Consider the following 21,460-nt stretch of genomic DNA (forward strand, 5'->3'; position numbering starts at 1 on the left):
ACTATGTGAATGTACTGTTTCTTCCTCTAACATGACGTTTTCACTTAAAAAAATAAGCGGCATACGTACGTATATTTCGACTAACGTTTTTAAATGCGAGCTGAGAAAACGTCATCTTCCTTCCTCTCCCATACTTTTTTACTTTCATAAAAATAGGTATCACCATGAGTATGATATCTCCTTCTTATTTCTTCTTTTTCACTATAATAAAAAAAGAAAAAGGAAAACATCGAACTTTCTTACATACATTCGTGTATTCTTACAGCTTTGTCATTTTGTAAATGTGTTCATCACCTTACCTTTCGCTATTTTCAAAAACTCTTGTAACTCTGGGTTTATATTCGTCTTTCGGTATACAATGGCTAGTTCCGCAACAATTTTAGAATCACATATTTCTTTGTAAGCAACTTCTGATTGATATAATGTATTTGCAGACACCTATCCGCTGTTAATTCAATAAGAAAAATTCTATATTTCTAATACACGTTTTTGATCGAGCTTTAATTTAAACCTACAAAGAATTAAGGGAAGTACCCAAAACGACCGTTAATGCGGGATAAAAAATATTACGCAAACTCAGGTCCAAAAATAAAAAAGCCTAACATACTAGTCATATATAATATGTTAGGACTCTTATATTTTAGGTTTCTTTGAATTTCGGTCTTGAGACGTACGATTTCCGCGTTTTGACATCAGGCCCCTTTTATTAAGAGGGAAAAAGTTTTTTGTATTTTAAGAAGTATGTTTAAATAAAACATATGAAATGGGAAGAGAGGTATAACGAATTATTGATTTAAAAATTATTTAGAATACGCTATTTGACAAGAAATAAGTATATCCTGTAAATGAAAATCATTAAAAGAAAGGCGAGGGGAAGAGAGGAAAAATACCAGCAAACATAAGTATGCTTGCTGGTATGCATTTATTATAGTTCACATTTATCAAGTGGAACGATTTTAGTTTTCTTTACAAATTTATAACCAAGCCAAATGATAAGGAAGAGTGGAAGTCCAATATAGGAAACGAGTACACCGTTCCAATCGATAGATTCCCCCATAAATGCGCCATAGTTTTGTCCCAAAATAACGATTAGGCAAAGTGTAAAGGCGAAGATTGGACCAAATGGGAACCATTTTGCTTTATACGGTAAATCATTTAAGTCTTTTCCTTGGGCAATATATGCTTTACGGAAGCGGTAGTGACTAATAGCGATTCCGATCCAAGCAATAAAGCCGGACATTCCAGATGCGTTTAATAACCAAACGTATACAATACCATCTCCGAATAATGAAGCTAAGAATGCTGCGCTACCAACTAATGATGTAGCGATTAAAGCATTTACTGGTACACCACGTTTATTTAGTTTTCCTAAAAACTTCGGTGCTTTTCCTTGACGAGCTAAATCCCAAAGCATACGAGTAGAAGCATACATTCCAGAGTTTCCAGCAGATAGAACAGCAGTTAAAATAACAGCATTCATAACAGAAGCAGCGAAAGCGACACCAGCTTTTTCAAATACAAGTGTAAATGGACTCACGGTAACATCGCTTGCAGCAAGACTATCTGTTGTATAAGGAATCAATAATCCGATTACAAGAATAGCAAAAATATAAAATAGTAAAATGCGCCAAAAGATAGAACGAATTGCTTTTGGAATGCTGCGCTCTGGATCAGAAGTTTCGCCTGCGGCTACACCTAATAATTCAGTTCCTTGGAATGAGAATCCAGCTGCCATAAAGACACCGATAATAGCCATAATGCCGCCGCTAAATGGTGCATCTGCAACTGTGAAATTTTTAAAACCGACTGGCTCTCCGCCCATAATGCCGAAAATCATCATAAATCCAACAATTAAAAAGAGAATAACAGTTGCTACTTTAATGAGTGCAAACCAATATTCCGCTTCGCCAAATCCTTTAACAGATAAATAGTTTAAAAGAAACATAATAGCTAAACAAATGGCACTCCAAATAAGAGAAGGAGTATTTGGAAACCAAAATTTCATAATTAATGTCACAGCAGCAAGCTCTGCTGCAATTGTGATTGCCCAGTTATACCAATAATTCCAGCCAAGTGCAAATCCGAGTGATGGATCAACGAATTTTGTTGCGTATGTGCTAAAAGACCCAGCGACAGGCATATATGCTGCTAATTCAGCTAAGCTTGTCATTAAAAAATAAACCATAATTCCAATTGCGACATATGCGACAAGTGCACCGCCAGGACCAGCTGAGTGAATAACACCACCGCTGGCAAGAAATAAACCAGTACCAATTGTACCGCCGAGAGAAATCATTGTAAGGTGACGCGATTTCAGACCTCGTCTCAGTTCACCTTGATTTTGTGTGGATTGTTGCGTTTTAGAGGTAGCTTGATCTGCTATGTTATTCATGTATAACACTCCTTTTTTTAAGATAGGAAGGAGCGGGGGAATATAAAAAAACGCCAAAGGACTTTGGCGGAACGTTTCAAAATAACCACCCCATCATACCCTTCCGTTAAGATAGCACCCCACGTTTACACGGTATTTTGTAAACGTGACAGTTCTGTTCCTATTCGGAGACAGCCCCAACTTATATTCCCAGAGAAGAAATATAAACTTCGGCAACTTTTCCTTTCAAACGGGGTCATAGACATTCTCTGTGTCTCATCCGCTTTACTCTTAAAAGCCGCAACCTCTACCTCATCGGATTGATGAGGATTTGTTTATTGTTATGATTTTTAATATATGGCAATTGTAATGACTTTTTGAAAATATTGCAAGGGATTTTTGTAGGAAAGGATCAAAAAAGTTGGTTATTACATCGGAAACGTTTTCAAAACTCCGCCCGAACCTATTTTGTATGTAAATAGAATGATAAAAAAGTTGTTATACAAATGTTTCGCAAAAAAGAAGAGAAAATCCTTTAAAAATTAAAAGAAAATTCAGAAAAAGACAAAATGTAACGAGATATGTAATGTTAAATGAACATTCATTATTTATTGATGGACTTTTAAAAAGCGTATTGAAGGAAGGGGAATGCGTTTAGCAACAAACAGATTATATCATGTACAGGAGAAACGCTGTATATTACGGCTGAACAAAGATACGATAACGGATCACATATTGAAATTTATGTGCGGAAATTAAAAGAAGATGCTTCTTTGTTGTATTGAGGAAGTTAGTTTGTTGTTCGAAAAAGCGATGGTGTGATGATTGGTGACATTGGATTTAAAGGCGCACCAAATAGATAGAAAGAAGTGGAAATTGGATAGGGGGTCTTGAGGAACGTTGGAACAAGAGATATGCAACGGAAGCAGCTGAAGTGCTGGTTCTCTGGGCATTTCAGACTTCAAAAGTTGAAACAATGCGAGCTAAAATACTTCATAATAACATCAAGTCTATTCGTGTGCTGGAAACATGAAATACGAAACAAGTAGGCAAAACGGGAAAGATGATAAAGCAACAATTAAGATAGCGTAGAATAGATAAAAAAGCATGATCCTTTAAGCGGTATCATGCTTTTGGTATTAAGGTAATATTTGTTTTTGGTCAGTTGGATAGTTAACGCTTTGCTTTGTTAACTGGGAGTGGTTACGAATAGATAAAAATAGAGCGATAATAATGATAAGTCCTACAGCGATATAAGAAAGTGTAATAATCGTTGGATCTACTTGGAGTGCTGTAAGAAGTGTTCGAATATTTGTGAAGATAATCAATCCACCAACAAGTACGCCAAGTAAATGAGACGGTACAATTCGAACTAACCATGCTGCAATCGGAGCGGCAATAATCCCACCTAGCATTAAAGCGAATACCCAAATCCAGCTTACTTGTTCCCATCCTAAAGAAATAAAAAAACCAATTGTCGCTGCTAATGCGACAGGAAATTCGCTCGTATCTACAGAACCAATCACTTTTCTTGCTTCATTCCCACGCGCGAGAAGTACTGGTGTAGTGATAGGGCCCCAGCCCCCGCCGCCAGTTGAGTCAATGAATCCCGCAAATAAACCGAGAGGAATCAGTTGTTTGCTAGACATACGTGTATTAGATGTAACAATTTGTTTTTGAATAATAAATCGTAATAAAATATAGACACCTAAAGAGAATAAAAATAAAGAAATGTATGGTTTAATTACGTCACCAGGTAAATTGCTTAAAAAACAAGCTCCGACAAAAGCGCCGATTGCCCCTGGTAATGTAAGCCTTGAAACAGTATATTTATCGACATTTCCAAAGCGTGCATGAGAAAATCCAGATGCGGCTGTTGTGACCACTTCAGCTAAATGAACAGAAGCAGAGGCAACGGCTGGTGCGATTCCAAACATTAATAATAATGAGGTAGATGTGACCCCGTACGCCATTCCAAGTGCTCCATCAATGAGTTGAGCAAAAAAACCAATAATAGCAAAGACAATTAATTTCTGCATATATAATCCCCCTGTAATAATAAATAAAAAGGCTCTTTTCTCACTTGAGAAAAGAGCCTTTGGTTTTTCCAATCAGCATAATATAAATTTTTAATTATTATAATGCATATTAAAACCATAAATCAACTAGGTTTTGAAAAGTTTTTTGAATTGATTGAAATAACGGAATGATTATATAATAAAAAGATGTAGATGAGAGGAGGGAAAAGCATGTTAGCATTTGATCATCTTGTTCATGCTGTTCGGTGTACACCAAAAGAAGCGGAAAGACAAATGAAGGAACTCGGATTTCATACAGTACAAGGCGGAGAACATACGAACTGGGGAACATGGAATAGTTTAAGTTATTTTGATTTATCGTATATTGAATTTTTAGCAGTTAGGGATGAGGAACAAGCAAAGCAAGCGGATAATCCACTCGTTCAGGAGACTGTGGAGAAACTACAAAATGGAGAAGGAATGCTCCAAATTGCGCTTCGTACAAATCGTATTGAAGAATTAGCTACAAAATTCGTAGAAAAAGGCATACAAGTGAAAGGACCATTCGAAGGTAAACGAATGAGAAATGATGAACATCTCATAGAATGGAAAATGTTATTTGTGGAGCAGGAAGAAAGTAGTCCGAAATTACCGTTCTTTATACAATGGGAAGAATGTGATACAGATAGAAGGAGAGATTTACAACAATGTGGCGTCATTGCACCGCATCGTAATGATGTAAAAGAAATGCAAACTATATACTATACTGTGAAAAATGTATGTGAAACCGTGGAACGATGGAAGGAGCTATTGGAAGTACAAGTAAATTCTCCTCAAGTTTATAAAGAATGGAATGCGATTTGTCAAAGTGTATTTCTTGGAAATGTAACGATTCAATTTTGTGAGCCAATCGGTGAAGGGATTATACAGGAACAGTTAGAACAAAATGGGGAATATCCTTTTGCAGTGGAATTACAAGGAACGCATCATCTTAAGAGTAAAAAACAAGTGTTAGGTAGTGTATACATCTATTAAGCAGAGGAATCGATGTGCAAGAAGTTTTAACTGAATTAGAAAAACGATTAAATTGATCTCATATCGTAAAGTGTACCGTTATTTCAAAAGGGTTTTCGCCAGATCAAAAGTATAAAATTGAACTAGAAAACCGTGAGCGTTATTTTATAAAAGTATGTGATCGTGTAGCTCGTAAACGTAAAGAGGAAGAATACGGATATATGAGTCGTTTGGAATTATTAGCGATACCAATGTCTAAACTACTTCATGTTGTAAATCTTGATTCATGCAATCAATGTGTACAAGTGTTTGAATGGATGGAAGGAGAAGATGGAAAAGATATACTTGCTAAATTGACTAAGAAAGAGCAATACATAGCTGGAAAAAGAGCGGGAGAAGTATTAAAGGCAATTCATACTGTGAAGGAAAAGAATGTAGAAGAATCTTGGAAAACGTTACGATGGAATAAATATAAGAAATACTTGCAAGCATTAGAAGAATATGAGACGGATTTTATTGATATAAAACAAGTGTTAACTTTTGTAGAAACTCATAAACATCTATTACAAGACCGTCCGGTTGTATTTTTACATGACGACTTTCACCCAGCGAATCTTATGTTTTATCGTAATGAGTTTCGTGCTGTTATTGACTTTGCAAGATTTGATTTTGGAGATCCAATTCATGATTTTTATAAATTACCTTTGTTTACAGTCGATACGAGTGTACCATTTGCAGTTGGACAAATTCACGGATATTGCGAGGGTGAACCACCGCTTCATTTTTGGAAGTTATATGCCTTGTACGCAGCAATGATTTTTCCCGCAGATATTGTGTGGACACATCGAATCACACCTAACTTAGTAGAGAAAATGAAAATAAGGTTAAGAAGAATTGTAGAAGAGCATAATGGTTTTACATCGTATATTCCAAATTGGTATAAACCTTTAATAAATATAGAATAACAGGAGGTGTACGTATGGATAAAATAGCAATTATTTCAGATATTCACGGCAATATTCCTGCGTTAGAGACAGTTCTTGAAGATATAAAATTAAGAGGGATAGAGCGAATTTTTTGTTTAGGTGACTTAGTAGGGAAAGGGCCGCAGTCTAGCGATGTCATTGATATTGTTCGTAAAGAATGCGAGCAAGTTGTAATGGGAAACTGGGATGACTTCATCACAAAGCCGACTGAATTTGAAACATTAAAGTGGCATCAAAATCAGCTTTCAGAAGAACAAATGGATTATTTAAGAGAACTGCCGTTTTCAATAGAATTTATGATGAGCGGAAAATTGATTCGGATGTTTCATGCTTCGCCTAGAAGTGTATATGAAAGAATTCAGCCACATGCTACAAGAGAAGAGCGGATGAGTATGTTTGAAAATAGTCATGTGACACAAAATATAGAAGGTGATAGAAAGCCAGATGTTGTTTGCTATGGAGATGTCCACCAAGCGTTTGTGCAAAACTTTAAAGGAAAAACATTATGTAATGCTGGGAGTGTAGGAAATCCACTTGAGATTACACAATCTTCTTATTTAATCTTTGAAGGTATATATGATCAAAAAGAGCCGGCGAGTTTTTCGATTCAACTTGTCCGCCTCCCATATAACATTGAACTTGCGATACAAATAGCGAAAGAATGTAATATGCCAGAAATTGATGCTTATATACAAGAATTGACGACAGCTCAATATCGCGGATTAAAAAAATAGATTCATACAGTCACGTAAGGGCTTGTAATAGAAAGTTCTATTTTGATATATTAATATACAGCTTTTGGTATATAAATTATAATGAATACATATAGTTGTTGAAAAGATTATGGGGAAAGGGAGGAATAGTATGAACAAAAAGTTTGGGATATTAATGAAAATTACACCACCGTTTAGTGTAGTTTTTCTGTTGATTGGTTTAACAATGGGAGTATTGGGCGTATTCGATCAGAATGTAAAAATGATAACCGCATCATTATTTATTATGATTCAATCTGTGCTTGCTCTCCTATATGTGAAATCTTTTAAACAAATATGGGGAAATAAGCTATAAATAGAAAAGGCGCAAGGAATTTCCTTACGCTTTTTTCTATTTTAGACAAGTTTTCATTGCACGATGTAAACGAGAGATCCCCTCATCTATTTGATTGATATTTACTTTTCCATATGATAATCGAATATAGCCATTCTTTGCGCCAAAAATACTACCGGGCATAAAGGCAATACCTTGTTTTAAACTTTGCATAATAAGTTGTTTTTCATTAATAGGTTTCTTTACTTTTCCCCATATGTAGATTCCGCCATTTGGATTTGAAAAAGAAATGTAGTCTTGAAGATAACAGTTTAAGGAATGAACAAGAAGATTTCTTTTTTGCGCTAGTTGTCTTCGCAGTTGTTCCATATGTATATGAAACGGAACGGTTTCAAAAAACTGTTGCATGAGCCACTGCGGGAGCACGCTCATTCCTAACTCCATTTGGTGACGCGCGTCCGATAATCTTTCCACTACAGACTGCGGAGCAACGAGCCAGCCGATTCGAAGGCCTGGTGCAATCATTTTGGATAAGGAATGAACATAAATAACTGTACCATTTTCATCAATGGATTTTAAAGTCGGACAAGGCTTTTTCTTTTCCAGTGTTAGCAAACTGGATGGATCATCTTCTACAATTGGAATACGTAAATCTGCGCATAGTGATAATAGTTTTTTTCTCCGGTTTGGATGCAGCATCGTACCTGTTGGATTTTGAAAATTTGGGTTTAAAAAAATCATTTTAATACGGTGCTTACGATATAATTCATGCACATCTTCTGGATGAATTCCATGCTCATCAACAGGTAATGGGAAAATTCGAATACCAGCAGACTGGAAGAGCGGTAAAGAATAACAATGCGATGGGCTTTCAAATGCAACCGCATCGCCTGGGTTTAATAAACATTGTACAATTAGGTGAAGTGCTTGCTGTGCACCAGATGTAATCATAATGGATTGTTCTGTTGCATCAATATATAGATACTCTCTCATGTATTTTACCGCTGCCTGTCTTAACGGAAGATAGCCTTGTGGATGATCATAGCTAAGCGACTGAGTGAAAGGTTGCTTTTGTAAAATCATTTGCAGTTGTTCATGGGGAAATAGATCATACCCAAGTTCTCCGTTGGCAAAATCAATGATATTTTCATTTTGTTGTACTTGTTCCCGAATATGGCGAAGGAGCGGTAAATTTGGTAAGAACGTACCTCCTTCTACGAATCCTCTCCAGTTCGGTGTTAATGTAGGAGAAACGCCCCACATATGCGTACTCACACGTGTGCCTCTCCCTGTTGTACTCTCTACAATTCCCATAGCGCGAAGTTCATTATAAGCAGTTGTAACAGTACTGCGATTGATATTGAGATGCATTGCAAGCTTTCGCTCTGAAGGCAGAAAACTACCAGGAGGAAGCTCTCCGTACATAATACGTCTTTCAATGAAATCAACAACTTGTTGATAAATCGGAACTTTACTATTCGTATCTAATTTCCACTCCATTTATATCGTCCCCTTATTTCTCATCTATCGTCATTATAACAAATTGGTTGGGTGAAAAAACAGCCAATTGGATGGTGTAGTGTCCAGCCAATTTTACTATGCTAGTAGTGGAAGGGGAGATTAAGATGAAGCGATGGCAAATGGAATGGCTCCTCATATCAGTTGCTTTAGTATGGGGAGCGAACTATACAATTGGAAAATATGGAGTGGCATATATGTCATCCATTCAATTTAACAGTTTACGGTTTTTAGTAGCTTCTCCGGTATTATTAGTTATTACATTTATGTTGGAGCGCTCGTTACGTATTGAAAGAAAAGACTGGCTTAGATTAGTAGTCGTTGGAATTGTTGGAACAACGTTATATCAAACGTTATTTATGTTATCTGTCAAATACACTTCAGCAACAAATGCATCATTATTAATCGCAATGTCACCAATTTTTACAGGGATTTTAGCAGTATTACACAAACAAGAACGCTTTTCAATGAAAATCCAAGTTGGTTCGGTACTATCGTTTGGCGGGGCAGCGCTCGTATTATTAACTGGACATACGAGTCAATCTACATATGAGTATGCTTGGCTTGGAAATGGAATCGGACTAGTCGCTGCCATTGCATGGGGATGGTATCCAATCCTTGCGCAACCACTTATTACAAAGTATTCAGCGATGCGAGTAACTTCTTGGTCTACATTAATTGGAATTGTACCACTCGTTATATATTGTTTATTCCATGCCAGTGCATTAACATGGCCGGCAGATCTATTAAGCTGGGGATCATTAACATATTCAATTGTATTTGCGACCATTTTCGGTCTTGCAATGTGGTACGTTGGCATTAGTCAAATTGGTTCTACAAAAGTAATGGTTTATATGTATCTTGTTCCGTTGTTTGCGGTTATTTTTGCAGCGATGACCATCGGAGAGAGAATAACGATCATGCAGCTAATAGGTGGCCTTGTTATATTTATCGGTTTATATGTTGTGAAAAAAGGAACAATTAAAAAGTCTTCTTTCCATTTGAACAAGGTGAGTGAATGATGAAAATGACCTCTTGTGCAGAAGAAGCCAATGAAGACGTTTACTTCATAAGAAAAAGGAGTCCATCATCTATATACAGTAGGTGATGGACTCCTTTTTATCTCCAGCATTTCGGTAAAATACGTGTTGTTTTTCAAAGGAATCGGTTTTTATTATGTTGTTCTATAATCCTTATGTTTAAGTTTCTTTCTAATTTCTATAAAGGAAAGGATCATTATTAGTGTGCAAATTAATGTTAACCAATAAACGGTATTAATATTTGCTAATTGTTTTCCACATAAATGGGATTCACTACTGATTCATTGAAGTTATGTAATTTTTCTTAATAATATCTTTCGCGTTGTTAATAAGGAACGCAAGGAAAAGAACAGCTAGAATACCACTAATCCATGCATATTTGCTGCCAGTTGTATACTTATTATAGAAGGTTAAGATATTCCATATAACAAGAATGATTGAACAGATCGTAGAGGTAACGATTGAACCAAAACTTCTCATAATTGACACCTCACTTTTAAAATTTATTATATAATTATACATTAAAATAAATAGATTTAAAATAAAATGTAAAGGAATGATTCTAGTAGGTGAATACAGTTAGAAAAACTGTTGCGATTCATCTTCAAGTGATTAAAAGTCTTACTCCCACCTCATTTTTTTGCTTTCGCTGAACTTTGAGGTGGGAGTCTTACTGTTCGTTAAAGAATATAATAGGGGTATTTATAACAGTTCTGTTCGTACAGGGAAAGTAAAAAATATAATTTAGATATTCACAATCTCTCTATACTTTTCATAAATCGAAGCCGCCACTACTGTATCCAAAAAGGCAACCCCAACTGATTTAAATAAAGTAATCTCATTCGGATTTGCTCGTCCTTGTTTCTTCCCTATAATAATATCCCCAAGTTCACTATATATGTTTGAAAAATCCCATTCATTTTGTTTGCTTGCAATCAAGAAATCTCCAGCTTCATGTTGTACACCTTCTATTGTATCTACAATAATTTTATCACTACGCTGTAATGTAGTGACATCAAGTTCTTGCATATGGGGCTGATAAGAACCAATTCCATTTATATGAGTACCAGGTTTGAGATAGTTTCCATTTAATACAGGGGTAGTTGAAGTAGTGCTACAAATCACAATATCAGCTATTGCAACAGCATCATTAGCTGATTCCATAATTTCAATCGACCCGCTCCAATTCGGATATAAGGAGAGTAAGATATTTTTAAATTCAAATGCTTTTTGCATTGTCCGATTGACGAGGAGAATGCGAGTTACCGGGCGAACTTCCATAACGGCTTGTATTTGTCCGAGCGCTTGAGCGCCGCACCCAATGACAACGCAGACATTAGCATTTTGACGAGCGAAATGTTTTGTCGCGATACCGCTCATTGCTCCTGTGCGAAGTGTTGTTAAATAGGAAGCTTCAATTGTTGCGACATGATCACCAGTATTTGTTTCTGTTAAAACGATTAAGCTTTGTAGTGCTTTTTTCCCTTTTTGCGTATTTTTGGGAAAGACACTAACGATTTTCGTAGAAGCAAATTCGATGGGAGCTACATAAGAAGGCATATAAAGGGAGTTTGCTTCTTCTTGAGAGTGCTGTATATTTAGTCGTACCGGCGTTGCAATTTCATTGTTCATGTAATATTGGAATGCCCTTTCTACATCTTGTAAGCAATCTTTCATTTTATAAATTTCTTTTACCATTTCTTCTATAATATGAATCATTCTAATCACCTTTCTTTTTAATAGAAAAGGGGGAGCTAGAAATCCCCCGATTGATTAAGCTTGTATATCTTGATTTTGTATATTTTCTGCCATTTGCTTCGTTGAAACGGCAGCAATTGCGATTAAAGAGATACAGCAAGTAAGTACAATATATAGCGCTACTGGAATCCATGAATTGTTATACACATTCATTAAATAAACAGCAATCATTGGTGCCGTTCCGCCAGCAAGTGCAGCGCCTAGTTGATAACCTAATGTAACACCAGTATAGCGAACTTGAGTAGAAAAAATTTCAGAGAATAATGTACCTAATACAGCTGTGACAGGTGCCCATAAAATACCTAAACCAATAACAGTTGCGATTATGATAGAAAAAGAGGTTCCTTGATTTAATAGGAAGAAATAGGGGAAGGCATATAAAAGAATGGCAACTGTACCCCATATGTACATTTTCTTTCTCCCAATTGTATCTGAAAGTTTTCCCATTAACGGGATCATAATCGTCGTAATGAGCATAGCAATCGTAACAGCATTTAAAACAGTTGTATGCGGTAATTTAAGTTGCAGTGTACCGTAAGAAACAATGAATGTTGAGAAAATATAGAAAGGACCTGTTTCCGCTACCTTTGCACCTGTAGCGCTTAGAACAGACTTCCAATGATAGCGCAGCGTATCGACAATTGGCAGTTTAGCAATATTTCCGCTTTCCTTCGCTTTTTTGAAATCAGGTGTTTCATCTAATCCATTTCGAATCCATAATCCTATGAATACGAGTACGGCACTCAGAATAAATGGAACTCTCCATCCCCACGTCACAAAGTTATCACCAGAAATCATTGTCATAAAGGAGATTGCTGCAGTTCCAAGTAACATTCCAATTGTAACACCTGTTTGCGGAATACTGCCGAAAAATCCCTTTTTATCTTTTGGTGCATATTCGACTGCTAGTAGTAAAGCGCCACCCCATTCACCGCCAATTCCTAGTCCTTGAATAATTCGCAGTAAGATTAAAAGAATGGGAGCCAATATACCGATCGTCTCATAAGAAGGAAGTAAGCCAATACATACTGTCGCTCCTCCCATAAGCGATAAGGTTAAAACAAGTGTCTTTTTTCGGCCGATTTTGTCACCGATATGACTGAAAATAATACCTCCAAGAGGGCGAATGAAAAACGGGATACCAAAAGAAAGATAGGAAAGCATAAGTGCGATAAGAGGGTCCTCGTTTACAAAAAACAACTTGTTAAATACAAGCGCGGCAGCTGTTCCGTATAAAAAGAAATCAAACCATTCGATAGAACTGCCAATTAAACTAGCTATTAATGCTCTTTTTTGAGTGGAACTTTGTTGTTGCATGAATTCACCTCTTTTTATTTTATTTTTTGATTATTGTGAATATTTTATATGAAAAAAATTTTTGTGTCAAAGTTTGAAGGAAGTGATACAGTAAGCAGCAAATACTATAAGGTGTTGCCTTTTATGAGAATATTGAGTTTCTACGAATGAGGAGGAAAAAATGAGGGTTAGGAATATACAAAGTGAAGATTATACAGCCATCCATTCTGTCCTTAACGAATGGTGGGGTGGACGGAATATGGCGGATATGTTACCAAAACTATTCTTCATTCATTTTCAAGAAACGAGTTTTGTTATGGAAGAGGATGGAGAGATAGTAGGTTTTTTATGTGGATTCTTATCGCAAACACATCCCGATGAAGCGTACGTTCATTTTATTGGAGTGGACCCAAAGTATCGAAGAAAAGGGATAGCCTCTACACTCTATTCTTATTTTTTTGATGTGGCTCGTGCAAATAATCGTCATACCGTTAAAGCAGTAACCTCTCTAGTAAATAAAAAATCAATTCAATTTCATCAAGAATTTGGATTTGAAATTGAAGCAGGTGATAGCGAGGTTGATGGTGTATCTGTACATACAAATTATGATGGGAATGGAGAGAGTAGAGTTTTATTTGTAAAGAAAGTATAAATAGCGACAAATAATTTCGTTATTCTCCCGTAACTTTTTAACTAGGAAAATCGTTATATAAATTGAATGCTAATTTTTTAGTTTGTGAAATGGGGGAAAGATATGAAGGTGCTTATATTAGGAGGTACGCGCTTTTTAGGAAGAGCATTAGTAGAAGAAGCTTTGAAACGAGGACATGAAGTAACTTTGTTTAATCGCGGTACAAATAAAGAAATATTTCCTAAAGTAGAACAGCTAATTGGCGATAGAGATGGAGATGTGTCTGCTTTAAAGAATCGAAATTGGGATATTGTGATGGATACATGTGGATTTGCACCACATCAAATTCGTAACATTGCCACCATACTTGGAGGAAATATCGAACATTATACATTTATTTCAAGCATGTCTACCTATAAAGATTGGATTCCACTGCATATTAAGGAAGACTATCAATTACAGTCTATTCCACCTAGGGAGAAGTTGAAAGCGATTGAGGACGGGGAGGCATCTCCTTACGAGTATTACGGAGGATTAAAAGTGTTATGTGAGAAGGAAGCAGAAAAATATTGGCCAGGGCGAGTTTTGCATATGAGAGCAGGACTTTTAGTTGGGGCATTTGATTACACAGACCGGCTTCCGTACTGGATTCAGCGTGTAGCACAAGGGGGGGAAGTATTGGTTCCAGAGCATTCCAACCGTCCTGTTCAATTGATTGACGTAAAAGATGTGGCAACGTGGGCGTTTAATATGGCAGAAGGCAGAAAAGTAGGCACGTTTAATGTAACAGGACCGAATAATGAATTGACGATAGGAGAGTTATTAAATACTTGCAAAGCTGTTACCAACAGCGATGCTGAATTTGTATGGGTGGAAGAACAATTTTTACTAGAAAATAAAGTGCAGCCATGGACGGAGATGCCTCTATGGATTCCTGAAACTTTTCCGTTAGAAGGAGAAACAGAACCGTGGAAGGGGAGTTTTTTTATAAGTATTGAAAAAGCTGTTAACGCTGGACTTTCTTTTAGACCCATTCAAAATACGATTTCTGATGTGTATCAATGGGAAAAATCGAGGAAAGATACAGAACGAAAAGCAGGTATGGCAAGAGAAAAAGAGAGGGAATTGTTAAAGCTTTGGTTTCAACAAGAGAAAATGCGATGAGAAGATAAGGTTAGAATGCAGAGGTGGATTGTGTTTAGGAATTTTATATAAATGATTGAAATATAAGGTATATCCCCCGCCTTCATTGAAGGCAGGGGGGATTGTTTGAATGAACTGAAAATTATTTTTTGAAAGGTATATTTTGGTTGAATTTATATATGTCGCTGCATGTTCGAATGGGTGAAACACTTTACTACGGACTAGGAGTAAGAATTACCAATTCACATTCTGAAGAGAAAGTGATACGGCATTCAGGTTTAACACCGAATTCACATGCAAAAATGTTTTTTATACCTAAAACAGATTGGGGCGGCGTTATTTTAACGAATAAGAATCATATTTTTGAAGAGGAAGCGCTCCCTCAATTGAAATAAGGGATAATAAATACATTACATGGAAATAAACCGGTACATATTCCAGCAAGTACACCGAGTGTTCAGTGGATTCTATTTAGAATCATTTCCTTACTTAATAAAGATGAAAGAAACGTTACAAAAGGAATAAGTGGATATTTTCGGTATTGTTTTCTTTCTGATAGCTCTTATTATCATTCCAGCACTCATTTATAGCACAAATTCTCCGTGACATGTGATTTATATGTTTGCGTATGTGTTGGCGTTGTAATTTTTTTAGGAATCAATGGAGTATTGTCCATCATGATTGCGAGTAAGGGACAATGTAAATAAAATATAGTAATTTTTCAATCTAACATAATATGAAGAGGGGATTATCATGGATCTTACATTTCAAGTCAATCAATCATGTTTTAATTATAGAGTTGGTGCAATATGTAAACATGATAATAAAATTTTAATGCTTCAAAATGAGGGAGAAGATTTCTGGTATGTACCAGGTGGTCGCGTACAATTGCTAGAGACGAGTGAAGTAGCAATAAAAAGAGAGCTAAAAGAAGAGCTTGGAGTCGATGTTGCAGTGAAACGACCTTTATGGATTGTAGAAAATTTCTTTACGTATGATTCAAGGCAGTTCCATGAAATAAGTTTGTATTATGAAGTCAATTTACTTACGTTACCAGTAAAAGGAGCAGATTCTTTTCTTTTTGAAGAAGAAGGGAGAAAATATAAATTTCAATGGATACCTTTAGAACAAATATGTGAATATAACGTAAAACCAGAGTTTTTAAAAGATAAAATGACGCAGTTGCCACTTCATGTGGAACATATTGTTAAGAGTCAATAGGGCAGTTATATGAAAAAGATATTCCTAAATATGGAACCGTATTATGATAGAGAAGAAAAAACAAAAAATGGAGGGCATCTATGATTACATTGCAACAAAAATTAGAGCAGTATACGAGCATATATAAACAGTTGAAGAGAGAACTAAAGTGGAAAACGAGTGATTCTCGAACAGGGATGATGATTGCTGCTATGTATACAAGTAGCGATAAACCTTTTGATTTAGAACGTTTTTTACAAATTAGTCATTATATTAAATCTCAGGTAGGTATGTTTTCCTATTTGAAATCTTATCATCGCTTTGTAGTTGCGGCAACGTTAGATATTCACTTTACGCATTATAAAACGGCATTTCAGCAGTTTTTAGACTTATATGAACGGTTTATCGCTAGTGGTTTTAGCCGCAGTATCTTTACTTATTTAGCCGCAGCTACGCTTTTGCCAGATGATCGTGAGCAATATGAAGCACGTATTCAGCGTTCCGTGAAGGTATATAAACGTATGAAAGAGGATCACTTCTTCCTTACAAGTACAAGTGATTATCCGCTCGCAGTTTTATTAGCAGGACAACAAGAAGAAATAGGACCGCTTATGGACCGGGTGGAGCGCCTCTATCAGAAACTGGCGACATCTGGTTTGCGCAAAGGAAATGATCTTCAATTTTTAAGTCATATTCTCTCTCTAAAGAAGGATATTCGTGAAGATATGTTAGTGGCGCGATGTACAAACATATGGAATTTATTTAAGCAAGAAAAAGTAAAAGTGAAACAAATGCACTATCCAGCTATTGGGCTACTAGCATTGCTTGAAGATGGAGAAAAAGAAGTTTCTTCTATTCGAACATTTATGGAGAAATTGCAGGGGGATAAGCTATTCCGTTGGCAGACGGATACAAATATTTTGATTGCGATCCAACTATTTGTGAGTCAAAAAGGTATGGAACATCAAGCAGCTAACACAGGATTACAAACAATGATTGAGATTCTCATACAGGCGCAACAAGCAGCTTTCATCGCAGCAATTTCGGCTTCTACTGCCGCGACTTCTGCAAGCAGTAATTCATAACGAATTAGTTGCTGTATGTTATTATAAGACTTTTCAAAATTAACAGTAGTCTGGCTACTAGTAAGGGGATTTATTCTGAATGTAAAGGCTATTTCTATAAGGAATAGTCTTTTTTATATTCAAATTGAGAAGACGCAATAATACGTCATAAGGAATGTAATAGAATAAGTAAAAACAAAACAGTAAACATACAAACCTTTGGCGTTTTCTTATTATTGATAGTAAAGAAGGAAAAACAACACTTGCATCTCTCACTAAATGTAATCAACGACGAATAGGAACTTCCTCAGCAGTGATGGCTGTATGTGATGACTTGTAAAACTTTGTTAACACAAATCGGTATTTAACAGCATCGTGAAATAGTAACGTGTATGATGGGTAGCCAATCAAATAAGGAAAGTATGTTTTCCCTCCCTTGGTGAAGTTAGTGGAACTTAATCGAGGGGGATTTTGTTTTAAATGGATACTAATAAATTCCTTGCTTCGTTGAGCCCTAGAAAGAGTATGTGTATTGCATTTTCAATACAATCATTATATAATATCGTTAATCGATATATCGCTGGTTGATATAGATGTTGGCGATATAATGGAGGTAGATAGAGTGGATGAGAAAGCAAAAAAATATATTCCATTAACAGAAGCAACCTATTATATTTTGTTGTCATTCGCAAAGCGAATACATGGGTATGGAGTTATGCAGATGGTGGAAGAAATGACAGATGGGGAAGTTAAGCTTGGGCCTGGTACATTATATGGAAACATAACAAAGTTATTGACGGAAAAATTAATCGTAGAAGTAGATTCTACAGATAGAAAAAAATGTTATATGTTAACTCCATTTGGTAGAGAGGTATTAGAACTTGAATTTAAAAGATTACAACGCTCTGTTCAAAATGGAAAACAAATTTTAAGGGAGAAGATGTAATATGGAAATTAAGAAAACCTTTAAATTTTTTACAGCGTGGAACTTAGAAAAGGAAGAGGCATACTTAAGAGAAATGCATCAAAAAGGTTGGGCATTTCAGAAATATCATTTCATGTATACATTTAAGAAAACAGAACCGAAAGATGTTGTGTATAAAGCTGACTTTAACTTTGATTTTCAAAAATCTTTAAAGAATCAGAGAGAATATTTGGAAATATATGAGATGTCCGGTTGGAAATATGTATCTAGTTTTACAAAATGGCATTATTTTTGTAAAGAAGTTGTGGATAAGAATGAGCTACCAGATATTTATTCTGAAACAGAAACGAGAATTGAAAAATTAAAAGACCTATTAAACCACCTTGTAATTATTTTTTTATCGATCCTACCAGCCATATCTATTTCTTGTTTAGAGTCTCCTGCAAACAAATTGTCGATTATCATAAAAGGTTTCATAGGATTTGTAGTTTGTATACATATGTATATGTTTGTGCGATTGATTTTGAAAATTAGAAAGTTAAAAAAAGAAATAATATAAAATAGTGTGAAAAAGAGAGAATTAGAGTGTTGGTTTGACTATAGTATTTCTATAATTGACTTTAGAAGAAAGGATTGTGAAAGGAGCGATTCTTGTTTTTTATTAGATTCATTGTACGTGATATTATGAAGGTAGGGATAAGGGGATAAAAAGTGAGTAATGGACAAACAGCCGAAAAAGTAACGAGCTTGTTTTATTACTTTTTCGGCTATGAAATATGAACCGAGCTTTCTAATGTTAAAATAATTTGTTTTGTGCAGGTTTTATAAATTGTTCTGGATTTTCAACTAATCCACATACAGCGCATTGTACACGGTATGTAGGACCTTGGTAAGACATATGAAACACATTTAATGTTTCGTTTGTATATTCTTCTTCGATTTGTCCTGTTTGTGGGTTGAGTTTTACCGGTTTGACTTGTTGTTCAAGAATATTAAAGCGAGTACGGTTTGTTTTACAATTTGGACATAACATTGGTTCCATTTGTGCACACCTCCATCTTTAGCATGTGCGGAATGGAAAAATTTATTCAAAAGGGCGCACTACATAAAAAGGGCTAAACAATTTTCTCAATATCGATCATGTGATAAAAGGTTCAAAAATCTGAAAATATAAAATATAATAAAACATGAATTGGTTATGTCCAATCTCCTGTTTATGCCAATATGTTTGAGACCGAGTAATCGGTCTTATTTTTTATGCTATCATTTGTTGAAAACAAGGTGTTTAAAAATAATTTGTCGAATGTTAGAGAAGATGGTTATACGTTAAAAAGTATGAAGAACGTTTATTACTAAAAGAGGAACATAGCACATATGTTGAATAGAATTCAGGAGGAAAAGGAGAGAAAGAATGGGATTTCCAACTTTAGAGACGGAGCGTTTTATACTAAGAGAATTAACGTTATTAGATGCAGAGAATATGTTTCATTATTTTCAAAAAGAATCTGTCATGCGCTATTTTGGTATGGACGCTATTCGAAATATGGAGCAGGTAAAAAGAATGATTCAGATGTTTAGCAAAAAATATAAAGAAGGAAGCCAAGTGCGCTGGGGAATTGAACTGAAAGGGACAAATCGATTCATTGGTACATGTGGATTTCACTTTATTAATCTTAATCATAAGCGAGCCGAAATTGGTTACGAACTCGATGATGCATATTGGGGAAAAGGATATGCAACTGAAGCGGTACAGACAATCGTTACATATGCTTTTCAAACGATGAAACTTATCAGAATTGGAGCTGTTGTCTATAAAGAGAACGAGGCTTCTCATAAATTATTGAAAAAGATTGGATTTCAAAAAGAAGGACTGCTTCGGAAATATATGATTCAAAATAATGTAGAGTATGATACCATCATCTATTCCTTATTAGCAGAAGATTGGGAGAAAAAATCATGTCTTTCAATCAAGTATTAAAAGTGATTGATGAGAATATAGGTAAACGATTTGTTTTAGGAATAGATGGATTAAGTCGCTTAGGGAGAACAACTTTGGTGAAGCAGCTTGAACAAAAGTTAAAACAAAAGGGTGCATCATTTTATATATTTCATATAGATGATCATATTGTAGAAAGGAACAAACGCTATCATACTAAATTTGAAGAATGGTACGAATATTACTATTTACAGTGGGATATAGAATGGTTACGATATCATTTTTTTCAGCAATTAAAGTGGAAAGAACAGTTTCGGTTTCTAGGAGCTAGCCCCAAAACCCCCAGCTAGCTCTCTCACCCAAAAACAAGAATTCCTGTTAGAAATTTGCTAATTAAACACGCACTAAAAATAGAATCTTTATTTATATTCTTATCGTTTCCTACCTTAAGCATGCCGTAATTTATGGACATTCTTAAGATTTTGAAGAGAATTGAAATCCAATGACAAGTAAAGTTTTAGAAACTAATAAAACAAACAAGAGGATTATGTGAGGAGCGAATGCAATCGTAAGAATGAAAGCAACCAAAATAGTACATAAAATATTTGCTGTATGACAAATGACAAAAAATCTTGTTTGTCTTTGTTTGATGCTAATAAGAACATAGTTTAAAAAAGCAAGGAAGATGAGTGTACAACCGGCACTTGCAAACCAAAGGGCCTCGATTGTATATGACTTATAATTTATTGGAGTTACAGCAATATGAACGATTCCAATGATAAAAATAGCGACAATAAATATTAAAATCGCCTTTCTCATTTAAAAATCCCCTTTCTTTTCTTGGATACAGTTATAAATGATATGTGATTAGTTCCCATATCATGCGAAAAAGGAAGTATGTGTCTTTGATTTATTTAACATTAGTGCTCTTTAGGGGTGGCAACACTGATTAGGGAAACACGTATTGCAAACAAAAAGAGCTACTTTTTGTTTGCAATTCTTAAATTTATGTATTTAAGAAATCCTGCTTCCATACTTTACCTTTTTTAATGAATTCACTCAGCAAAAATCAAATGAAATATTTTAATTGAAAATAATTATCAAAATCAATTATAATAGAAGAATATGAAAGTGATTTGGAAATTAAGGGAGTGGGATGTATGTTTATTGAAACAAAGACACTTACAGTAAAAGAAGGTACTTCAGATCTTGTTGTGCAGCGTTTTTCTGGAGAAGGCATGATTGAAAAATTTGAAGGTTTTATTGATTTAAACGTTCTTGTGAAAAAGGTAAGAAGAGGAGACGAAGAAGTCGTTATTATGATTCGTTGGGAATCTGAAGAAGCATGGAAAAATTGGGAGACAAGCGAAGAACATTTGGCTGGTCATCGTGCAAATCGCGGAAAACCAAAGCCAGAACATATTTTAAATGCTGAACATGCTGTTTATTATGTGAAAGCAACGAAATCGGCTTATCAGCAATCATAATGTGGATGAAAAGGGGGCGATTTAGC

General features: G+C 35.4%; 23 protein-coding genes, 1 pseudogene and 1 riboswitch. Of the genes and pseudogenes, 16 read left to right on the plus strand and 8 right to left on the minus strand.

The window, feature by feature from the left end; translation table 11 throughout:
• Positions 1-270: 270 nt before the first annotated feature.
• Together MR056_RS14430 and MR056_RS14435 are read right to left on the minus strand one after the other, a co-directional pair.
• The gene (locus MR056_RS14430) at positions 271-438 is read right to left on the minus strand and encodes a type 2 periplasmic-binding domain-containing protein (RefSeq protein WP_012094514.1); all 168 of its coding nucleotides are present in this window, start codon (positions 436-438) and stop codon (positions 271-273) included.
• Between the two features lie 487 nt (positions 439-925).
• Entirely contained in the window at positions 926-2,392 is a 1,467-nt protein-coding gene (locus tag MR056_RS14435) for an amino acid permease (protein ID WP_012094513.1), read from the minus strand.
• A 104-nt stretch (positions 2,393-2,496) separates the two neighbouring features.
• Positions 2,497-2,689: riboswitch (Lysine riboswitch) on the minus strand.
• A gap of 562 nt (positions 2,690-3,251) precedes the next feature.
• Between MR056_RS14435 and MR056_RS22710 the strand changes: the two genes are divergently transcribed.
• Positions 3,252-3,404, plus strand: coding sequence for a GNAT family N-acetyltransferase (locus MR056_RS22710; protein WP_375293719.1), 153 nt, complete (start codon positions 3,252-3,254; stop codon positions 3,402-3,404).
• 106 nt (positions 3,405-3,510) lie between these two features.
• On the opposite strand, the gene MR056_RS14445 is transcribed toward MR056_RS22710, so the two are convergent.
• The gene (locus MR056_RS14445; protein ID WP_012094512.1) at positions 3,511-4,410 is read right to left on the minus strand and encodes a sulfite exporter TauE/SafE family protein; all 900 of its coding nucleotides are present in this window, start codon (positions 4,408-4,410) and stop codon (positions 3,511-3,513) included.
• Positions 4,411-4,620: 210 nt separating this feature from the next.
• On the opposite strand from MR056_RS14445, the gene MR056_RS14450 reads away from it, so the two are divergent.
• The 4 genes from MR056_RS14450 (at position 4,621) to MR056_RS14465 (ending at position 7,457) form a co-directional block, all read left to right on the plus strand.
• Positions 4,621-5,424 carry a VOC family protein gene (locus MR056_RS14450; protein WP_012094511.1) on the plus strand — a complete coding sequence of 268 codons (804 nt, stop codon included), beginning with the start codon at positions 4,621-4,623 and terminating at the stop codon, positions 5,422-5,424.
• 62 nt (positions 5,425-5,486) lie between these two features.
• Positions 5,487-6,368, plus strand: coding sequence for an aminoglycoside phosphotransferase family protein (locus MR056_RS14455; protein WP_242136572.1), 882 nt, complete (start codon positions 5,487-5,489; stop codon positions 6,366-6,368).
• 14 nt (positions 6,369-6,382) lie between these two features.
• A complete protein-coding gene (locus tag MR056_RS14460; RefSeq protein ID WP_048724354.1) occupies positions 6,383-7,123 on the plus strand; it encodes a metallophosphoesterase family protein in 741 nt (246 codons plus the stop codon).
• Between the two features lie 130 nt (positions 7,124-7,253).
• Positions 7,254-7,457 carry a hypothetical protein gene (locus MR056_RS14465; RefSeq protein WP_041809796.1) on the plus strand — a complete coding sequence of 68 codons (204 nt, stop codon included), beginning with the start codon at positions 7,254-7,256 and terminating at the stop codon, positions 7,455-7,457.
• 36 nt (positions 7,458-7,493) lie between these two features.
• Here the strand turns inward: MR056_RS14465 and pdxR are convergent, their stop codons facing one another.
• Positions 7,494-8,936: a MocR-like pyridoxine biosynthesis transcription factor PdxR gene (pdxR, locus tag MR056_RS14470; RefSeq protein ID WP_087095038.1), complete on the minus strand. Its 1,443-nt coding sequence runs from the start codon at positions 8,934-8,936 to the stop codon at positions 7,494-7,496.
• A 125-nt stretch (positions 8,937-9,061) separates the two neighbouring features.
• On the opposite strand from pdxR, the gene MR056_RS14475 reads away from it, so the two are divergent.
• Positions 9,062-9,976 (plus strand): DMT family transporter, encoded by a 915-nt coding sequence (locus tag MR056_RS14475; RefSeq protein ID WP_012094507.1) that lies wholly within the window; start codon positions 9,062-9,064, stop codon positions 9,974-9,976.
• Positions 9,977-10,738: 762 nt separating this feature from the next.
• On the opposite strand, the gene MR056_RS14485 is transcribed toward MR056_RS14475, so the two are convergent.
• On the minus strand, positions 10,739-11,713 hold the full coding sequence (locus MR056_RS14485; RefSeq protein WP_210351322.1) for an ornithine cyclodeaminase family protein: 975 nt from the start codon (positions 11,711-11,713) through the stop codon (positions 10,739-10,741).
• Between the two features lie 54 nt (positions 11,714-11,767).
• Positions 11,768-13,069 carry an MFS transporter gene (locus tag MR056_RS14490; protein WP_087098812.1) on the minus strand — a complete coding sequence of 434 codons (1,302 nt, stop codon included), beginning with the start codon at positions 13,067-13,069 and terminating at the stop codon, positions 11,768-11,770.
• 160 nt (positions 13,070-13,229) lie between these two features.
• Between MR056_RS14490 and MR056_RS14495 the strand changes: the two genes are divergently transcribed.
• The 7 genes from MR056_RS14495 to MR056_RS14530 all read left to right on the plus strand — a co-directional run bounded on the left by MR056_RS14495 (position 13,230) and on the right by MR056_RS14530 (position 18,570).
• Positions 13,230-13,700 carry a GNAT family N-acetyltransferase gene (locus tag MR056_RS14495; RefSeq protein WP_012094505.1) on the plus strand — a complete coding sequence of 157 codons (471 nt, stop codon included), beginning with the start codon at positions 13,230-13,232 and terminating at the stop codon, positions 13,698-13,700.
• Positions 13,701-13,802: 102 nt separating this feature from the next.
• Positions 13,803-14,843: an SDR family oxidoreductase gene (locus MR056_RS14500; RefSeq protein ID WP_012094504.1), complete on the plus strand. Its 1,041-nt coding sequence runs from the start codon at positions 13,803-13,805 to the stop codon at positions 14,841-14,843.
• 146 nt (positions 14,844-14,989) lie between these two features.
• Complete coding sequence (locus MR056_RS14505) at positions 14,990-15,217, plus strand: serine hydrolase (RefSeq protein WP_237701305.1); 228 nt, start codon at positions 14,990-14,992, stop codon at positions 15,215-15,217.
• A 358-nt stretch (positions 15,218-15,575) separates the two neighbouring features.
• Entirely contained in the window at positions 15,576-16,043 is a 468-nt protein-coding gene (locus MR056_RS14510) for an NUDIX hydrolase (protein ID WP_048724344.1), read from the plus strand.
• Positions 16,044-16,123: 80 nt separating this feature from the next.
• The gene (locus MR056_RS14515) at positions 16,124-17,107 is read left to right on the plus strand and encodes a DUF4003 domain-containing protein (RefSeq protein WP_048724342.1); all 984 of its coding nucleotides are present in this window, start codon (positions 16,124-16,126) and stop codon (positions 17,105-17,107) included.
• Positions 17,108-17,708: 601 nt separating this feature from the next.
• Positions 17,709-18,032 carry a PadR family transcriptional regulator gene (locus tag MR056_RS14525; RefSeq protein WP_012094500.1) on the plus strand — a complete coding sequence of 108 codons (324 nt, stop codon included), beginning with the start codon at positions 17,709-17,711 and terminating at the stop codon, positions 18,030-18,032.
• 1 nt (position 18,033) lies between these two features.
• On the plus strand, positions 18,034-18,570 hold the full coding sequence (locus MR056_RS14530; protein ID WP_012094499.1) for a DUF2812 domain-containing protein: 537 nt from the start codon (positions 18,034-18,036) through the stop codon (positions 18,568-18,570).
• 237 nt (positions 18,571-18,807) lie between these two features.
• Here MR056_RS14530 and MR056_RS14535 read toward each other — a convergent pair whose 3' ends face one another.
• Positions 18,808-19,053: a hypothetical protein gene (locus MR056_RS14535; RefSeq protein WP_012094498.1), complete on the minus strand. Its 246-nt coding sequence runs from the start codon at positions 19,051-19,053 to the stop codon at positions 18,808-18,810.
• Positions 19,054-19,422: 369 nt separating this feature from the next.
• Here MR056_RS14535 and MR056_RS14540 point away from each other — a divergent pair, with 369 nt between their 5' ends.
• Both MR056_RS14540 and MR056_RS14545 read left to right on the plus strand, forming a co-directional pair.
• A complete protein-coding gene (locus tag MR056_RS14540) occupies positions 19,423-19,989 on the plus strand; it encodes a GNAT family N-acetyltransferase (protein ID WP_048724339.1) in 567 nt (188 codons plus the stop codon).
• A pseudogene (locus MR056_RS14545) lies at positions 19,968-20,258 on the plus strand (nucleoside/nucleotide kinase family protein); the annotation flags it as partial. The gene MR056_RS14540 and the pseudogene MR056_RS14545, both read left to right, overlap by 22 nt.
• Before the next feature lie 163 nt (positions 20,259-20,421).
• Here MR056_RS14545 and MR056_RS14550 read toward each other — a convergent pair.
• The gene (locus tag MR056_RS14550; RefSeq protein WP_012094495.1) at positions 20,422-20,766 is read right to left on the minus strand and encodes a hypothetical protein; all 345 of its coding nucleotides are present in this window, start codon (positions 20,764-20,766) and stop codon (positions 20,422-20,424) included.
• A gap of 341 nt (positions 20,767-21,107) precedes the next feature.
• Between MR056_RS14550 and MR056_RS14555 the strand changes: the two genes are divergently transcribed.
• Positions 21,108-21,434 carry an antibiotic biosynthesis monooxygenase family protein gene (locus MR056_RS14555; RefSeq protein ID WP_012094494.1) on the plus strand — a complete coding sequence of 109 codons (327 nt, stop codon included), beginning with the start codon at positions 21,108-21,110 and terminating at the stop codon, positions 21,432-21,434.
• The last annotated feature ends 26 nt before the right edge of the window (positions 21,435-21,460 follow it).

The organism is Bacillus cereus group sp. BfR-BA-01360, from assembly GCF_022663595.1.
In the GTDB taxonomy this organism is placed as follows: domain Bacteria; phylum Bacillota; class Bacilli; order Bacillales; family Bacillaceae_G; genus Bacillus_A; species Bacillus_A cytotoxicus.

Coding starts and splice junctions, on each gene's coding strand:
- MR056_RS14435 (WP_012094513.1), bottom strand. CDS start 2,392: ATGAATAACATAGCAGATCAAGCTACCTCTAAAACGCAACAATCCACA.
- MR056_RS14445 (WP_012094512.1), bottom strand. CDS start 4,410: ATGCAGAAATTAATTGTCTTTGCTATTATTGGTTTTTTTGCTCAACTC.
- MR056_RS14450 (WP_012094511.1), top strand. CDS start 4,621: ATGTTAGCATTTGATCATCTTGTTCATGCTGTTCGGTGTACACCAAAA.
- MR056_RS14460 (WP_048724354.1), top strand. CDS start 6,383: ATGGATAAAATAGCAATTATTTCAGATATTCACGGCAATATTCCTGCG.
- MR056_RS14465 (WP_041809796.1), top strand. CDS start 7,254: ATGAACAAAAAGTTTGGGATATTAATGAAAATTACACCACCGTTTAGT.
- pdxR (WP_087095038.1), bottom strand. CDS start 8,936: ATGGAGTGGAAATTAGATACGAATAGTAAAGTTCCGATTTATCAACAA.
- MR056_RS14475 (WP_012094507.1), top strand. CDS start 9,062: ATGAAGCGATGGCAAATGGAATGGCTCCTCATATCAGTTGCTTTAGTA.
- MR056_RS14485 (WP_210351322.1), bottom strand. CDS start 11,713: ATGATTCATATTATAGAAGAAATGGTAAAAGAAATTTATAAAATGAAA.
- MR056_RS14490 (WP_087098812.1), bottom strand. CDS start 13,069: ATGCAACAACAAAGTTCCACTCAAAAAAGAGCATTAATAGCTAGTTTA.
- MR056_RS14495 (WP_012094505.1), top strand. CDS start 13,230: ATGAGGGTTAGGAATATACAAAGTGAAGATTATACAGCCATCCATTCT.
- MR056_RS14500 (WP_012094504.1), top strand. CDS start 13,803: ATGAAGGTGCTTATATTAGGAGGTACGCGCTTTTTAGGAAGAGCATTA.
- MR056_RS14510 (WP_048724344.1), top strand. CDS start 15,576: ATGGATCTTACATTTCAAGTCAATCAATCATGTTTTAATTATAGAGTT.
- MR056_RS14515 (WP_048724342.1), top strand. CDS start 16,124: ATGATTACATTGCAACAAAAATTAGAGCAGTATACGAGCATATATAAA.
- MR056_RS14530 (WP_012094499.1), top strand. CDS start 18,034: ATGGAAATTAAGAAAACCTTTAAATTTTTTACAGCGTGGAACTTAGAA.
- MR056_RS14535 (WP_012094498.1), bottom strand. CDS start 19,053: ATGGAACCAATGTTATGTCCAAATTGTAAAACAAACCGTACTCGCTTT.
- MR056_RS14540 (WP_048724339.1), top strand. CDS start 19,423: ATGGGATTTCCAACTTTAGAGACGGAGCGTTTTATACTAAGAGAATTA.
- MR056_RS14550 (WP_012094495.1), bottom strand. CDS start 20,766: ATGAGAAAGGCGATTTTAATATTTATTGTCGCTATTTTTATCATTGGA.
- MR056_RS14555 (WP_012094494.1), top strand. CDS start 21,108: ATGTTTATTGAAACAAAGACACTTACAGTAAAAGAAGGTACTTCAGAT.